Annotated in this window: 13 protein-coding genes; 5 read left to right on the plus strand and 8 right to left on the minus strand. The window is 66.7% G+C overall.

Annotation, left to right across the window (positions count from 1 at the left end; translation table 11 throughout):
• Positions 1–162 precede the first annotated feature (162 nt).
• On the minus strand, positions 163–570 hold the full coding sequence (locus tag ASE70_RS16405; RefSeq protein ID WP_056394708.1) for a DUF4345 domain-containing protein: 408 nt from the start codon (positions 568–570) through the stop codon (positions 163–165).
• Entirely contained in the window at positions 567–1,028 is a 462-nt protein-coding gene (locus ASE70_RS16410; RefSeq protein WP_055997203.1) for a DUF2721 domain-containing protein, read from the minus strand. Before ASE70_RS16410 ends, ASE70_RS16405 begins: the two co-directional genes overlap by 4 nt.
• 91 nt (positions 1,029–1,119) lie before the next feature.
• Here ASE70_RS16410 and ASE70_RS16415 point away from each other — a divergent pair, with 91 nt between their 5' ends.
• A complete protein-coding gene (locus ASE70_RS16415) occupies positions 1,120–2,217 on the plus strand; it encodes a GNAT family N-acetyltransferase (protein WP_156356315.1) in 1,098 nt (365 codons plus the stop codon).
• Between the two features lie 74 nt (positions 2,218–2,291).
• Positions 2,292–5,549, plus strand: coding sequence for a PAS domain-containing protein (locus ASE70_RS16420; RefSeq protein ID WP_056507174.1), 3,258 nt, complete (start codon positions 2,292–2,294; stop codon positions 5,547–5,549).
• A 462-nt stretch (positions 5,550–6,011) separates the two neighbouring features.
• Here the strand turns inward: ASE70_RS16420 and ASE70_RS16425 are convergent, their stop codons facing one another.
• Positions 6,012–6,635: a response regulator transcription factor gene (locus ASE70_RS16425; RefSeq protein ID WP_056507177.1), complete on the minus strand. Its 624-nt coding sequence runs from the start codon at positions 6,633–6,635 to the stop codon at positions 6,012–6,014.
• 56 nt (positions 6,636–6,691) lie between these two features.
• On the minus strand, positions 6,692–7,324 hold the full coding sequence (locus tag ASE70_RS16430; protein WP_056401485.1) for an isochorismatase family protein: 633 nt from the start codon (positions 7,322–7,324) through the stop codon (positions 6,692–6,694).
• A 58-nt stretch (positions 7,325–7,382) separates the two neighbouring features.
• Between ASE70_RS16430 and ASE70_RS16435 the strand changes: the two genes are divergently transcribed.
• Together ASE70_RS16435 and pncB are read left to right on the plus strand one after the other, a co-directional pair.
• Positions 7,383–8,072: an NUDIX hydrolase gene (locus tag ASE70_RS16435; protein WP_056507179.1), complete on the plus strand. Its 690-nt coding sequence runs from the start codon at positions 7,383–7,385 to the stop codon at positions 8,070–8,072.
• A gap of 3 nt (positions 8,073–8,075) precedes the next feature.
• On the plus strand, positions 8,076–9,380 hold the full coding sequence (gene pncB / locus ASE70_RS16440) for a nicotinate phosphoribosyltransferase (RefSeq protein ID WP_056401493.1): 1,305 nt from the start codon (positions 8,076–8,078) through the stop codon (positions 9,378–9,380).
• On the opposite strand, the gene trmB is transcribed toward pncB, so the two are convergent.
• Complete coding sequence (gene trmB / locus ASE70_RS16445) at positions 9,377–10,057, minus strand: tRNA (guanosine(46)-N7)-methyltransferase TrmB (protein ID WP_056507182.1); 681 nt, start codon at positions 10,055–10,057, stop codon at positions 9,377–9,379. The two genes, pncB and trmB, sit on opposite strands and share 4 nt — an antisense overlap.
• 71 nt (positions 10,058–10,128) lie before the next feature.
• Here trmB and ASE70_RS16450 point away from each other — a divergent pair, with 71 nt between their 5' ends.
• Positions 10,129–10,710: a phosphatase PAP2 family protein gene (locus tag ASE70_RS16450; RefSeq protein WP_056507188.1), complete on the plus strand. Its 582-nt coding sequence runs from the start codon at positions 10,129–10,131 to the stop codon at positions 10,708–10,710.
• Between the two features lie 592 nt (positions 10,711–11,302).
• Here ASE70_RS16450 and ASE70_RS16455 read toward each other — a convergent pair.
• The 3 genes from ASE70_RS16455 to lnt form a co-directional block, all read right to left on the minus strand.
• A complete protein-coding gene (locus tag ASE70_RS16455; RefSeq protein ID WP_056507191.1) occupies positions 11,303–12,400 on the minus strand; it encodes a hypothetical protein in 1,098 nt (365 codons plus the stop codon).
• A gap of 101 nt (positions 12,401–12,501) precedes the next feature.
• Positions 12,502–13,713, minus strand: coding sequence for a methionine adenosyltransferase (gene metK / locus ASE70_RS16460; RefSeq protein ID WP_055995830.1), 1,212 nt, complete (start codon positions 13,711–13,713; stop codon positions 12,502–12,504).
• A 75-nt stretch (positions 13,714–13,788) separates the two neighbouring features.
• Complete coding sequence (lnt, locus tag ASE70_RS16465) at positions 13,789–15,324, minus strand: apolipoprotein N-acyltransferase (RefSeq protein ID WP_056507193.1); 1,536 nt, start codon at positions 15,322–15,324, stop codon at positions 13,789–13,791.
• Positions 15,325–15,481 lie beyond the last annotated feature (157 nt).

Raw genomic sequence — 15,481 nt, forward strand, 5'->3', positions numbered from 1 at the left:
GACGCGCAAGTCGGCAATTATAACCTTTGGCGCCCGGCTCGACCGGCTCGACGGTCACTCCCGACGCGACGCGCGGCGATCCGCCGGGTTCGCGAAATGCAAGCGAACTTTTCGGGAACGCAGAAAAATTGCTGTCGCCGGACGGGGCGTCCGGGCGGAACTTTATGCGGTTGTCGCCTGCCGATATCGATGCGCGATACGGGTCTGCCACAGCAGCAGCAGCGGCACGACGGCGAGCTCGATACCAAGCCCGACGACATGTCCCGTCGATGGTGCGCCGATCGTCAGGAGCGACAGGAGTCGCGCGAGGCCGCCGCCGACCACCATCGCGCCCAGCAACCGGAACCGGCCGGTCTTGCCCTCGATCGCCGGAATGCAGCTGGCAAAGGCGAGGCCGAGGACCAGGAAGATGCCCGACAGATAGCGGAAATGACTGTCCAGATCGACCGCGGGAGCCGGTTGCAGCCACGCCGCACCGCGCAGGATGCTGAAAGTCGCCACCGACAGCGGCACGAAGCAGGCGATCGCGACCGCGACCTGCAGCAGCGTCCGCTCGCCGCGCGGCGTCACGTTCGTTCGCGCTCGAGCAATTCGGCGCGGACGCGAATCGCATGGACCGACATCCGCACCTCGAACAGGAACCAGACCAGTCCGCCGATCAGCAGCACCATCGACAGGACGAACGCGATCGCCACCGCCTTGCCAAGGCCCAGGTCGAGCAGTTCGGCGATGAACAGCATCGCGACGACGGTGCAGTTGGCGACCGCCGAGAGCACGACCAGGAACACCGCATTGTTGATGACGCGGATGCGCCGGTCGAGCAGCCGCAGTTCGAACACGTGCCGCGCATGTTCCGGTCCGATCGAGGACGGGTGCAGCTTTTCGAGGTCGCGGGCACGATCGACGATCCGCGCCAGTCGACCGACCATGACGTTCAGGATCGCGCCGATTCCCGCCAACAGGAAGACCGGCGCGATGGCGGTCTGGATCGTCTTGGCGACGGTCGACAGGACAGGTTCGAATTCCACGCGCTTGCTATGCAGCGGCGGACCGAACCGGGCAAGGTCGCGTGGCGTGCACACCCCGGGATCGCTACCCAATCGTAACCGGTTATGGGGCATGATGCCGCCCATGTTGTCGCCCGCTTCCCCCGCCATCGCCCGGATGATCGCCGGTCTGCCCGATGCGATCGATGCCGTCGCCGCATCGGCCGCACCGAGCCACCGGTTCCTGCGCCGCCGATGGTATGCCGCCGCGATCGACGCCTATGGCGGCACGGCGCGAACGCTGCTGGTCGAGCGTGGCGGACAGGCGATGGCGGCACTGCCGCTGATCGGACTGGGGCCGGCGGCGTTGCGCATGGCGCAGGTGCCCGGCAGCTACTGGCCGTTCCGCAGCGGCCCCGTCGCGCAGGATGCCTCGCCGGGCGACGTCGCGGCGCTGCTGGACGAAGCGGGGCGGCAGGTGCGCGGGTTCCGGCTGGGGCCGGTCTATGACGGCGATCCGATGCTCGACGGGCTGCTGGACGCGGCGCGCGCCGGCGGCTGGCGCGCCATGCCGCGCTTCATCGCCGACAGCTATCTCCTCGATATCGCCGCACGGCAGGCCGAGGGCGTTTGGCCGCGGCTGTCGACGCTGCGCAAGAACCGCTTCAACGAAAAGCATCTGGCGGCGCTCGGCACCCCCGACTGGTCGTTCGCCAGCGGCGCGGACTGGCAGTCCGGCCTGTTCGACGATCTCGCCGCGATCGAGGCGGCAAGCTGGCTTGCCGAGCGCACCGATGGTCACGACGCGAAGTTTACCGAGACCGGCCATGGCCGCTTCTGGCGGGCGGCGGCTGCCGATCCGGTGCTGGCGGACATGATGTGGGTCGCGCTGCTCCGGATGGATGGCAAGCCCGCCGCCTTCTCGTTCGATATCAACGCCGGCCAGCTGAAATATGCCGTCGCCAACAGCTATGACGCGACCTATGGCCAGCGTTCGCCGGGGCGGCTGCTCTATTACCGCAACCTCGTCCGCGCGGTCGCCGACGGCGTCACCCATGTCGACTGGGGCGCGGGCGACAGCGGGTATAAGGGGCTGATCGGTGCCGAACGGGGGCCGGCGATCCGCGACTGGCTGTTCCTGCGGCCCGGTCTGCCGGCGCTTGCCGGGCGCTGGCTGGCGCGGCGCTGGGCGCGGTCGGGATCGGTGCCGGCCGGGAACGGTCGGGACTAACCGATACGTCCGTTGCCGTAACGCGACGGATCGACCACCATCATGACCTTGCGCAAACGGGCGGATGATCGAACATGACCGGCCAATCGCTACCCCCATCGGCCCATGCGCCGGTTCGGCCCGATGCCCCACAGCGGCCGGTCGACGAGCATTGGCCGCGGCGCGACAGTCGTCGCCCGGCGGTGCAGCCGCCGATCGACATGCCGCGGTATGTGGCGATCCTGTTCCTTGCGTCGGCACTGGCCATGGCGCTGGTGCCGCTGTTGCAGGGGGCGTTGCTGATCTGGCCGGCCACGCCGATCGCGGTCGCCACGCTGACGCGACGTCCGGTCCGGCGTTGGCCGGGCATCACCGCGATCACCTTTGCCACGCTGGTCGCCGCCGGGGTGTTCGTCGGCCTGCCGCTGCTGCCGTTGATCGTGTATGCCTCGATCGACGCGGTCGTCATCCTGCTGGTTGCCGGGCTGCTGCGGCGGTTCGAACCCGATCCCCGATCGTTGCGCGGCTATGGACTGGTGATCCTCGCGGCGTTCGTCGGTGCCACGGTCAGCACCCTGCTGGCCGAGGTGTCCGGCTGGTTCCTGCACGGCGTGATCGTCTTCTACCACGCGGTGCAGTGGTTTGCCGCCATCGCCATGGGACTGATCGTCCTCCTGCCGGCGTTGAAGGCGACGCGACGCGCACTGGCGGAGGAGCTCAGGATCCTGTCGCCGACGCTCGCGCTGCCGATCGCAATGTCGACGATCATCGCGCTGGTGGTATTCGGGACCAGCCGCAACCCCTCCCTGTTCCTGCTGCTACCGTGCGGCGTGTTCGCCGCGCTGTTTTCGCGCTTCATCGGTGTGTCGGCCTCGCTGCTCATCATCGGCACCATCGCGACGGTCGGCACGCTCAACGGCGTCGGGCCGATCGTCGCCGCGTTCGACGCGGTCGCCGACCGGGTCCTGTTCCTGCAACTGCTCATCGGCATCATCGCGCTGACCAGCTTTCCGGTCGCCTCGCTCCTCTACGAACAGTCGCTGGCGCTGAACGAGATCCGCGACAATGAACGACAATTGCGGATGATGACCGATTATTCGACCGACCTGATCGTCCGCGTCGGTCGCGACGGCATCCGCCGCTATGCCTCCCCGGCGTCGCTGCGCCTGCTGGGGTATACGCCCGACGAGATGATCGCGCGCACCCCCTATGCATCGATCCATCCCGACGATCGCAACCGCGTCCGCCGTCAGACCTATGCGCTGGTTCCCGGCGGCGACAGCACCGTCTTTCGCTACCGCATGCAGCATCGCGACGGCCATTATGTCTGGCTGGAGGGCGCGTTCCGTCTGATCGGCGACAGCCGCTATAATTGCGAGCTGATCGGCTCGATCCGCGACATCGGCGAACGCCGGGCGGCCGAGACCAGGGCGATCGAATCGATCACGCAGTTGCAGGAACAGCAGCGGCTGCTCGCCATGGCCGAAAGCGCGGCGCGGCTCGGCCATTGGCGACTGAACCTCACCGACAAGCGTAACCTGTGGTCGCCGGAAATCTTCCGGATCCACGGCCTGCCGCCGGGCGAGGAACCGTCGCTGGAGGCATCGCTCGACTATTATCATCCCGACGACCGCGCGATGGTTCGCGCCCAGATCGACCGAGCGATTGCAACCGGCGGGTCGTTCGCCTTCACCGCCCGGCTGATCCGGCACGATGGTGCGATCCGCTGGGTGGAGTCCCGCGGACAGGCCGAACGGGGGCAGGGGGCCGAAGTGGTCGGCCTGTTCGGCGTGTTGCAGGATACGACCGAACAGGTCGCGGTGATGACCGATCTTCGTGCCGCGCGCGAGGATGCCGAACGCGCGCTGGCGGCCAAGGCGACCTTCACCGCGACGATCAGCCACGAGATCCGCACCCCGCTGACCTCGATCCTCGCCGCCGCACAGTTGCTGCGCGACACGCCCGACCGGGTTCAGCGGATGCGGCATCTCGATTCGCTCGAACAGGCAGGCCGGACGCTGTCCGATATCGTCGACGACGTCCTGACCTTCTCGAAACTCGAAGGGGGGCACAGCCAGCCCGAAGCGATCATCTTCGAACCGCGCGAACTGCTCGCGACGGCCACCGGCATGTTCGCGGCAGAGGCAAAGCATCATGCCGTGTCGCTCGACTTCGACGTACCCGATTCGCGCGTCGTCGGCGATCCGGCGCGGCTGCAACGCGTGCTGACCAATCTGGTCGGCAACGCGATAAAATTCACCCGGCACGGATCGGTGCGCATCACCGCGACGCGCGAGGCCGGTGATTGCTGGCGGTTCGAGGTCGCCGATACCGGGGTCGGTATCCGCGACGACCGGCTGGACGCCATCTTCGAACCCTTCGTTCAGGCCGACGCCTCGACCACCCGCAGCTATGGCGGCACCGGCCTCGGCCTCAGCATCAGCCGGATGCTGGTCGAATCGATGGGCGGCACCATCGGCGTCGTCAGCCGCCCCGGTGCCGGATCGCGCTTCTGGTTCCGCCTGCCACTGCCGGCCGCCGGACAGGTCGGACTGCCGGTGGATGCGCCCGTACCCGGATCGGACGCGACGCCGCCGGGGGGGCGGATTACGGCGTCGACCGTCCTCGTCGCCGAGGATAACGACACCAATCGCTATCTGATCACTGAAATCGTGCGGCGGCTGGGGCATCACGTCATTGCGGTCGAAAATGGCGCGCGCGCCGTCGAATATGTCACGGCGGCGACGGGCAATCCGGTCGATGTGGTGTTGATGGACGTACAGATGCCGGTGATGGACGGGATCGCTGCCGCGCGTGCGATCCGGGCGTGGAGCGGGGCGGGGGCGGGCGTGCCGATCTATGCATTGACCGCCGACCTTTCGACCGAACGCCGCGCCGAGATCCTGCGCGTCGGGATGAACGGCATTCTGACCAAGCCGGTCGACGTGCCGCAACTGCGCGCCGTGCTCAGCAAGGTGCCGATGCCCGCCGGACGCCCGGCGATGCCGAATCCCGATGCCATCGACCGCGACCGCATGCAGTCGATCACCAGCGCCCTCGGCGCGGCGCAGCGCGACACGTTGCTGGCACTGCTGATCGAGGATGCGGCGCGGACCCCGGCGCGGCTGCGCACGCTGGTCGAACATGACCGCATCCACCTCGCCCGGCGCGAAGCCCATGCGTTGCGCGGAGCCGCAGCCAGCATGGGCGCGTTCGAACTGGTCGCGGCGTTGCAGGTGATCGAGGATGCCCGGGACGACGCACCAATCGATCCGGCGGCGCTGGACGATATCGATCGCTGCGCGACCGCCGTAATCGACGCTGCCCAGCGTGCGATGGCTGAACCGGTCTGACCGCCGATACTGTGCGCGGAATGGGCGGAGGACCTGGCGCGACTGGACGGAAAAGGAGGTCGTCATCCCTGACGTGATTCTGGTCCCGCTTTCCGTTGACAGGGTCGATCGACATGCGAGATCCGCCTGGACCTCTCCCCTTCCTTAAAGGGAGGGGGGTGGGTAGGTCGGTTGGTGGGCGTGACCTTTCTTCGGAGCCCCTTTTTCACAGAGGGGAGCAACGTTGCAAACCTTGCGGCTGAATGTTGATGGCCCAAGCCGCGCGTCATCCGGCTCCGAGGGCCGCTCGGCATTCCGGGAGGTTTCGGCTTCTCTCCTCCCTTGTCAGGAAGGGGAGAAGTTCGCTGGCCTGACAGCTGAATGTCGATCGGTCCTCGGAAAAGCCCGGATTACCCGGAATCGCAGACTTCGCCGCCGTTTCAGATCGACGCCGAACTCCACGTCATTGACCGGTCTCCGGCCTCAGGCGTCGAACGCCTGTAGCGCCAGAACCGCCTGCGTCCGGTTGCTCACGCCCAATTTGCGAAAGATCGCCGACAGATGCGATTTGACGGTCGGTTCGGCGAGTTGCAGGTCATAGGCGATCTGCTTATTCTGATGCCCGTTGGCGATCGCGCGCAGCACGCGCAACTGCGCGATCGACAGCGTCCCCATCCGTTCGGCCAGATCGATGCGCGGATCGGCGAGCGGCATGTCCTCGAGACCGGCCGGGACCCAGTGCTTGCCGGACAGCAGGCTGCGGATCGCGTCCATCATCTGGTCGATCGAGGAGGATTTGGGAATGAACCCCTGCGCGCCGAGCGCGCGTGCCTGTGCGATCACCGCCGGTTCTTCCCGGCCGGATACGATCGCGATCGTCGCTGATGGCCGCACCGCGCGCAGCAGGGCAAGTCCGGCGAACCCCTGTACGTCGGGCAGCATCAGGTCGAGCAGGACGAGATCGTATTCCTGTTGCCGAACAAGGCTTTCGGCTTCGGCAAGGGTGGTCACGCAATCCCTGGTAACCGATGGATCGACCGCGCTCGCTGCCATGCCGAGCGCGGTGGCGCACATCGGATGGTCGTCAGCGACAAGTATATGCGTCATCCGTCAACCCTTGTTCCCACCGTCGTTCGACAGTGGTGCATCCGGCATAACATGCATCAAATACCATTACCAAGTGATTGAGGAAGCTGGACTTGAAATGCTGCATCGAGCGATACCGGCCGTCCCGCGAAATCCTGGCCGACGACCTGCTCGATCGTACGCGCGATCCCGCGCGTCAACGCCGATAGCACGGAAACCGTAAACCCGCGCGCGACAAGACCGTCGATCGCCCAGCGGACGCAGTAATCGGCCGCCACGCCGACGACGATTGCATGGTTGATGCCGCGGTCCTGCAGGGCCGCGAAGAAGGCGTCCCGGTCGATCGGTGGCGCGCCGTCGCGGGGGTCGAACAGCGGCAGGCCGGCTTCCGCCCACATGTCGAACACGCCCTTTTCCAGCGTCCGGCACGGGATCGCCGGATCGATTGCCAACGGGTCCAGCAGGTTGCGCCAGCCCGCGCTGTCCCGGACGCAATGGATCGGGAATTGTTCGGCTTCCGCGCTCGTCGGGTAGGTTTCGACGAAATGGGTGTCGTAGGTGAAGACGACCGCCGCCGTGTCGCGCGCGGTTCGCGTTTGCAGCCATGCGGCGAGCGGCGCGACGATCGTTTCTGCATCGGGCACCGGCAACGCTCCGTCCGGCAGGATGAAATCCGCCTGCGTATCCACGACGATGATGACAGCGGCCATTGTTCGTCTCCCTTCGGCTTCGCCTTGAATATATTCTATTTGCATATATGTAAGGCGGATGGAAGAGCCATTGTTCCTGACCGGTTATGATCCGACGGCCTATGCCCGGCCATCGATCACGGTCGATTGCGTCCTGTTGGGCGTTGCGGGGGGGCGGCTCTGCGTGTTGTTGACGCGGCGAACCCGGCCGCCTTTCGCCGGACGCTGGGCATTGCCGGGCGGTTTCGTGGGAATCGACGAATCGCTCGAGGCGGCGGCGACACGGGTGCTGGGGATCAAGGCGGGGCTGGCCGACATCGCGGTTGAACAAGTGCATGCCTTCGGCAACACCGACCGCGACCCCCGCATGCGGATCATCGCGATTGCGCATCGCGCGCTGCTGGCACCGGCGCGCCTGGCCACGGTACCGCGCCATGCCGACCAGTGTCTGGCGACGATCGACGCCGATGGCTCGATCATGGTCGATGGCGGTGTGGTTACGCTGGCGTTCGACCATGCCGATATCATCGCGATGACGATCGCGAAGTTGCGCCGGACGATCGATGACGACGCCTTCGCGCTGGTTCCCGAGCACTTCACCCTGCGTGAGTTGCAGGGGGTCCATGAGGCGGTGCTGGGACGGCCGCTCAACAAGCCGGCCTTTCGCCGCCGGATGCTCGAACGCGGCGCGCTGCGGGCGACCGGCGCGTTCGAGGCGGGGCGCGCATTCCGTCCGGCCGAACTCTATGTCCATGTTCCGAAAGGCTGATCGATGGTGATGACCGATATCGCGACCCGGGTATGGGATCATGGCTGGCGGCTGGACCCGGTGGTGCGCAGCCTGCTCGACACCGATTTCTACAAGCTGTTGATGGTGCAGATGATCCGGGAGGTCCATCCGGACGTCCACGCGACCTTTGCCGTCATCAATCGCAGCCGGTCGGTGCGGCTGGCCGAGGTGATCGACGAAGCCGAACTGCGCGCGCAACTCGACCACGCCCGGACGATCGGCTTCACCAAACAGGAACTGATCTGGCTGGCCGGCAACAGCTTTTACGGCGTGCGGCGGATGTTTTCGCCCGATTTCGTCGACTGGTTGAGCCGGTTCCGCCTGCCCGCATACGACCTGTCGGTGCGCGACGGACAGTATGAACTACATTTCGAAGGCCCCTGGGCCGAAACCTCGCTCTGGGAAATCCCGGCGCTGACGATCATCAACGAATTGCGGGCGCGGGCGGCGCTGCGCGATCATGGCCGGTTCGCGCTGGACGTCACCTATGCGCGGGCGAAGGCGCGGTTGTGGGACAAGGTCGAGCGGCTGCGCGTCCTGCCCGATCTGGTCCTGTCCGACTTCGGTACCCGGCGGCGGCACGGTTTCCTGTGGCAGCGCTGGTGCGTCGAGGCGTTGCAGGAGGGGCTGGGCGATCGGTTCGTCGGCACCTCGAACGTGCTGCTCGCGATGCAGGCTGGGGTCGAGGCGATCGGCACCAACGCCCACGAACTGCCGATGGTCGAAGCGGCGCTGGCCGACGACGATGCCGGCATCGCCGCCGCGCCGTATCGCGTGCTGGCGGAATGGCAGCGCCATTATGGCGGCAACTTGCTAATCGCCTTGCCCGACGCCTATGGCACCGCCGCGTTCCTGCGCGATGCGCCGGATTGGCTGGCCGACTGGACCGGCTTTCGCCCCGACAGCATGCCGCCGATCGAGGGCGGCGAGCAGATCCTGCGCTGGTGGCAGGAACGCGGCGTCGATCCCGCCTCGAAACTGCTGATCTTTTCCGACGGCATGGACGTCGACAGCATCATCGCGACCTATGAACATTTCCACGGACGCGTGCGCATGAGCTTCGGCTGGGGCACCAACCTCACCAACGATTTTCGTGGTTGCGATCCGCTGGGCGGCGAGGGGCTGGAGCCGATCTCGCTGGTGTGCAAGGTCGTCAGCGCCAATGGCCGCCCGGCGGTCAAGCTGTCCGACAATCCCGCCAAGGCGACCGGCGATCCCGCCGATATCGCCCGCTACCTGCGCATCTTCGGCGAGAATGGCCGGGTGGCGAGCCCGGTCGCGGTCTAAAGCCGGAGGTAGCGGAAATACCAGACTTCGTGACCCTGTCGTCGCGCCTTGCGCTCGTAGCGGGTTTCCGGCCAGTCTGCGGGGCGGGTCAGGAAGTCGGCGGCGGTCTGCGCCTGCCAGGCGAAGTCGCGGCGCTGGTCCATGATCATCATCGCCCAGCGGCAATAGGTCGGATCGTCGGTGCCCAGGCGGAACTCGCCGCCCGGCCGCAGCTTGGCGGCGATCAGGTCCATCGGGCCGTGGTTCATCATGCGCCGCTTGGCATGGCGCGCCTTGCGCCAGGGATCGGGGTGCAGCAGGTAGACGCGCTCGAGCGAAGCGTCGGGAAAGCGTTCGATCACTTCCAGCGCGTCGCCCATGTGCAGGCGGACATTGGCCAATTCGCCGTCGCGAATGTGGTTGAGCGCGCCGACGACGCCGTTGAGGAACGGTTCGCAACCGACAAAGCGGTGGTCCGGCCGCGCCGATGCCTGACCCGCCAGATGCTCGCCGGCACCAAAACCGATCTCGACTTCGACCGGGCGATCGTCACCGAACAGGGTGTGCGAGTCGAGCGGGCCGGTTTCGGGTACCGATACGCGGGGGAGCAATTGCTCGACCAGCGAAGCCTGCCCCTCGCGCAGCTTGTGCCCCTGTCGACGGCCATAGAGGCGGCGGATGGTAGTCGGATCGTTCATCGCCGCGCTCCTACCCGGCGGGGCCGTGGTCCGACAAGGGAGCTTCCGCGTCCGCCGGTGGTTCGGTTACCATGGGCAAGAAGCGCAAGGCGAAACAACAGGCTAAGCGGCTGGTCGATGCCGATATCGATGCGGGCCGCGGCGTCGCCCGCGAACTCCACGACCATCCGGTGGTGAAGGCCGCCGGGTGGCTCAGCGAGGTCGCCGATCAGCCGCCGATGGTCGCGATCAACCTGACCACGATCGCCGTCGGATTGTGGCGGAGCGATGCCCGGCTGACGCGGACGGGGATGCGGATGCTGGTCGCCCACGGCCTTGCGACGCTGGCCAAGGCGGTCATCAAGGCCAATGTCGACCGGGCGCGGCCGAAACTGTTCAGCGACCGGGAGGACCATCGACCCAAGCCCGGCGATACCGATGAGGGGCCGCAAAACTCGTTTCCGTCGGGGCATACCGCGGGCGCGCTGGCGGTGGCGCGGGCGGTGGCGCGGGAATATCCGGACGCGGCCGGGCCAGCCTATGCCGGGGCGGCGGCGGTGGCGGCGATCCAGATACCGCGAGGGACGCACTTTCCAATCGATGTCGCGGTCGGAGCAGTGATCGGGCTGGTGGCGGAGGCGGTGGTGGCGCGGGTGTTGCCGGAGGCGGCGTAGCGTGGCCAGCGCGAAGGTCAAAGGTCACAAAAGTCACACTCGTGCGCAGTTGGCGCATTCGCGACGTCGGGCCGATCGACTAATCGGTTCAACTACCTGTCAAAGATCTTTCGAACTCGATCTACATTGCCTGCGATCGGGTTTGCACTTCTGCTCCGGATATACCGGAGGGGTAGCTTGTAGGAAATCCTGCGCTGCGGCCGGAAGGGAGCCGCGCTCCGGATCGGGACGGAACCTCTGCGACGGCAGTCCGACCCGCCCGACTTGCGACGTGGTCCCGGCGAAGAATTGGGATTTCCCGATCAAAACGGGTGGCAGGCGCCGCGCGAGACCTAGGACCAATCGACATTCAGCGATAACCATGGGATTTCGTCATTCCCGCGCAGGCGGGAATCCATAAACGCCGACGGTTTGGCTGGATCCGCGACGCTGGCGTCTATGGACTCCCGCCTGCGCGGGAGTGACGAAAGGGGACGGACCGCTATTTCTGCGCCCAGCGAACTGAATGTCGATCCCGCCCAGGCCGTCGCTGGGGCAACGGATGATGTCGTGAGGCATGCTCCGAACGCCAATCGGTTCAGCGCCCGTCCGTTCAACGCCTTCCCGGCATCGCGCCGCCGTTGAGGGTGATCGTCTTGTCGCCCCATGTCCGCGTGGTGGAGATGGCGGGCTGCTGGACCAGCGCCAGCACCTCCGCCGGACGGGGCAGGGCGGTCAGCGGCGGGTAGTTCGAGGTCTCCGCCATGTCGACCAAGGCGACCGACCAGCGCTTGCCCCCCTTCTTGCCAAGCAGCAGGCCCGACATATCGGGCGCGACCCAAGCCCCGCGACCCGCATCGCTGAACGCCAGCAGATAGGAATCAAGGGCAGCGTCCCTGCGATAGACGGCACCGACCGGGCTGGGGCCAGGATCGCGGCACCATGTCGCCGGCTTCTGCGCGTCGGCGTCGGGTGTGTCCTTTTCCGCCAGCTTGTCCGAAGCCATCGACTGCAACATCCCGCCCAGCAGCCCCGACATCATGTTCGATTTCTCATCGCGAACCAGCTTCGCCTTTTTCGGGAAGTCGAGCGGAGTCGTACAATCCGCAATCGGCTGGGCGGGAGCCGCCGCGGCAAGGCCGGTCGGCCAGGTCAGCGCTGACAGGATGGCCGGCAACCGTGCGGCAATCCCCGCGCCGTCGTGCGTCGCCGAACTGTAGCGGACCTTCACCAGCCAGTCGCCCATCGGCAGGAGCGCCAGCCCGGTGCCACGATAGGGCGGCTTCGAGACCGACCACGCGCCCATCAGGCCGCTGGCGACGCTTTGCCCCGGCGGGGCGAATGCGGTCGCGGGACCGGCGGCGGTGGCGATGCCGTACATGTCCCGCCGCGTTTCGATCGAGGCGCCGGCGCGGTCGAACCAGACGGGTACCGCGCCGCTGACGTTGCGATAGACATAGAGGGTGATCGCGTCCGACCCGCGCTCGTAATTGGCGAATACGTCGAGTTCGTCGGTGCCGAATTGTTCGATTCGCCCGCGCGGCATTCCCTCCAGCATCGCCGGGATGGTCAGCCCGCTATGCCTGAAGCGATAGGGCTGGTCGGCAGGCGCGGCTATCGCATTCCTCTGCAGTTGCGCCACCGCCGGCGGAGCCGATGCCGCCGTCATCAACAGACCGATCGCCCACAGTCCCATGCCAAACCGCCGCATCACGTCCCCCTTGGCGGGCGGACATGAAAACGGGAGGTCCGCCCTGTCGGCGAACCTCCCGCAATTTCTTGTCCGTGTCGAGCCGTCTGGCCCGGACCGGATCAGGCGGCCAGTGCGGCCTTCAGATCGTCGACCAGATCAGTCTTTTCCCATGGGAACAGATCGCCCTCGGGCTTGCGGCCGAAATGGCCATAGGCGGCGGTCGGCTGGTAGATCGGCTTGTTGAGCGACAGGTGCGTGCGGATGCCGCGCGGCGTCAGGCCGCCGAGCTTGGCGATGCCGGCGATCGCGGTTTCGATCGCGTCGTCGGCGACGGTGCCGGTACCGTGCGTGTTCACGTACAGCGACAGCGGCTTCGACACGCCGATCGCATAGGCGAGCTGGATCGTGCAGCGCTTGGCGAGGCCGGCGGCGACGATGTTCTTCGCAAGATAGCGGGTGATGTACGCCGCTGACCGGTCGACCTTGGTCGGGTCCTTGCCGCTGAACGCGCCGCCGCCGTGCGGAGCCGCGCCGCCATAGGTGTCGACGATGATCTTGCGGCCGGTCAGGCCGGCGTCACCGTCCGGGCCGCCGATTTCGAAGCTGCCGGTCGGGTTGATGTGATATTCGGTCGCATCCGACAGCAGGTCGGCGGGCAGGATATCGGCGATCACCGACTTCACATACTTGTGCAGTTCGGCTTCCTTGTCGCCCTCGTCATAGCCCGGCGCATGCTGGGTCGAGACGACGATCGCGGTCGCGGCGACCGGCTTGCCGTTTTCGAAGCGCAGCGTGACCTGGCTCTTGGCATCGGGTTCGAGGAACGGCGCGGCGCGCGAATGGCGGTCGGCGGCCATCCGGGCGAGGATCTTGTGGCTGTAATCGAGCGTCGCCGGCATCAGGTCGGGCGTTTCGTCGCAGGCGAAGCCGAACATGATGCCCTGATCGCCGGCACCTTCGTCCTTGTTGCCCGACGCGTCGACGCCCTGCGCGATATGCGCCGACTGCGCATGCAGGTTGTTTTCGAAGCGGAAGGTTTCCCAGTGGAAGCCCGACTGTTCATAGCCGATCTTCTTCACGGTTTCGCGGACGGTGCGCTCGATCTCTTCCTGTGCGCCATCGGCCCACTGGTCGTTTTCAAACACGCCCTTGCAGCGGATTTCACCGGCGAGGACGACGAGCTGGGTCGTGGTCAGCGTTTCGCAGGCGATGCGCGCTTCGGGGTCCTTCGACAGGAACAGGTCGACGATCGAATCGGAAATCTGGTCCGCGACCTTGTCAGGATGACCTTCGGAAACCGATTCCGAGGTGAAGAGATAATTGGAACGCATGGACTTCCTCTAGGCTAGAGGGAAAGCGCGCGGCCGTTGCCATGCCGCATATAAAGCTTTCCTTATATGGTCGCCCTAGCGCGCGCGACGACGGATGGCAATCGTGAGGCCGCACAGCAAAACTATCGCCAGCAATGCCATCCAGTTGCCGACCCGCGCGAACAGGGTCGGGGGGTGCGGGGCGGGGATCGGGACTTCGATGGCACCCGCCTGACCCAGGGGGATCGACGCGACGAGGCCACCGGTGGCGTCGATCACCGCGGAAATACCAGTGGGGGTCGACCGGAGGATAGGCAGCCCCTCCTCTGCCGCGCGCAGGCGGGCCTGCGCCAGATGCTGCGGCGGACCCCAGCGGCCGAACCACGCGTCGTTCGATGGGTTGAACAGGAGGGCGGGACGGTGGGCGCGGTCGACGACCTGGCCGGAGAAAATGATCTCGTAGCAGATCTGCATACCGACCGGGCCGAAGCCGGGCAGCGCCAACGTCGCCGGGCCGGGGCCGGGGCGGAAGTCGACATCGCCCATGACGAGGCGCGAGAGGCCGAGCGGCTGGAGGATCGAGCGCATCGGAAGATACTCGCCGCCGGGCACCAGATGCGCCTTGTCATAGCGGCCGACGATGCGGGTATCGGGGGTGATGGCGAACACCGAATTGCCGGCGTCGGTGACCTGTCCGTCGCGCGAGAAGAACAGCGCGGTGCCGCCAACCAGCGCCGCATCGCGCGGCCCCAGCGTGCTGGCAATGCGCGCGCGCAGCAGCGCGGGGGGGTGCTGATACCATTCGGGCGGATAGCCGTCCTCGAGGTAGAAATTGACGGTGCCTTCGGGCCAGACGATCAGGCGCGGGGCGGGGCCGGGGGTGCCGGACAGCTCGATCTGCCGGTCGAGCAGGCGCTGGTCATAGCCTTCGCTGCGGACGACCTCCTGCGGGAAATTGGGCTGGACGACGCGGACGCGCGGGGCGGTGGCGGCGATGGTTGGTCGCGTCAGGTTGAAGTCGAGCGCGTCCTCGGGGACCAGCATCAGCAGGGCGAGGGCGACGATGACACCGGCGCGCACTTTCGGGCGAGGCAGGAGCAGCAGCGCGCTGGCGACGACGGTCAGGCCGGACAGGGCGTAGGTGCCGGTATAGGCGGCGAGGGCGCGCAGCGGGGTCGGGACCCAGATCACCGCGATCGGGTTCCACGCATAGCCGGTGAAAACGATCGCGCGCAGATATTCGGTGGCGATCCAGCCTGCGCCGGCGATCAGGACGAAGCCGAGGTCGGGCCGTTCGCTGCGCCTGCCGAGACGCCAAGCGATGCCGCCGGCCATCATTGGATAGACGGCGAGGTAGAGCGCGAGGCCGACGACCGCGACATAGCCGAGCGCGGGGGGCATCCGGTCCTGAAAGTCGAAGGCGTGCTGGATCCAGTTGTTGCCGATGGTGAAATGGGCAACGCCGAACAGCCACGAGCGCCACAGGGCGGCCTTCAGCGTCGGCGCGCGGTGGACCAGCCACAGCCACAGCGCGAACGCGGCCAGCGTGACCGGCCACCATTGAAGCGGCGCGAAGCCGAGGGCCGAGGTCAGGCCGGCGAGCAGGGCGAGGAGAGCGGGCACGCGGCGCATATCCGATGTGTGGCGGGCGGGTGCAAGGGGGGCTGGGCTACACCTAGTGAAACGCCGTTTGGTTCGAGCTTGTCGAGAACGGGGTGCCCCGAACGCAATGTTCTCGACGGACGCTTCTCGGCAGGCTCGAAGCTGCTCGAACCGAACGGGGTGGTGA

The sequence above is a fragment of the Sphingomonas sp. Leaf22 genome (assembly GCF_001421715.1).
Classification (GTDB): Bacteria; Pseudomonadota; Alphaproteobacteria; order Sphingomonadales; family Sphingomonadaceae; genus Sphingomonas.

What these genes read in the sequence shown, in the direction of transcription:
- ASE70_RS16415 (WP_156356315.1), top strand. Translation starts at nt 1,120, where the DNA reads ATGATGCCGCCCATGTTGTCGCCCGCTTCCCCCGCCATCGCCCGGATG.
- ASE70_RS16420 (WP_056507174.1), top strand. Translation starts at nt 2,292, where the DNA reads ATGACCGGCCAATCGCTACCCCCATCGGCCCATGCGCCGGTTCGGCCC.
- ASE70_RS16425 (WP_056507177.1), bottom strand. Translation starts at nt 6,635, where the DNA reads ATGACGCATATACTTGTCGCTGACGACCATCCGATGTGCGCCACCGCG.
- ASE70_RS16430 (WP_056401485.1), bottom strand. Translation starts at nt 7,324, where the DNA reads ATGGCCGCTGTCATCATCGTCGTGGATACGCAGGCGGATTTCATCCTG.
- ASE70_RS16435 (WP_056507179.1), top strand. Translation starts at nt 7,383, where the DNA reads ATGGAAGAGCCATTGTTCCTGACCGGTTATGATCCGACGGCCTATGCC.
- pncB (WP_056401493.1), top strand. Translation starts at nt 8,076, where the DNA reads ATGGTGATGACCGATATCGCGACCCGGGTATGGGATCATGGCTGGCGG.
- trmB (WP_056507182.1), bottom strand. Translation starts at nt 10,057, where the DNA reads ATGAACGATCCGACTACCATCCGCCGCCTCTATGGCCGTCGACAGGGG.
- ASE70_RS16450 (WP_056507188.1), top strand. Translation starts at nt 10,129, where the DNA reads ATGGGCAAGAAGCGCAAGGCGAAACAACAGGCTAAGCGGCTGGTCGAT.
- ASE70_RS16455 (WP_056507191.1), bottom strand. Translation starts at nt 12,400, where the DNA reads ATGCGGCGGTTTGGCATGGGACTGTGGGCGATCGGTCTGTTGATGACG.
- metK (WP_055995830.1), bottom strand. Translation starts at nt 13,713, where the DNA reads ATGCGTTCCAATTATCTCTTCACCTCGGAATCGGTTTCCGAAGGTCAT.
- lnt (WP_056507193.1), bottom strand. Translation starts at nt 15,324, where the DNA reads ATGCGCCGCGTGCCCGCTCTCCTCGCCCTGCTCGCCGGCCTGACCTCG.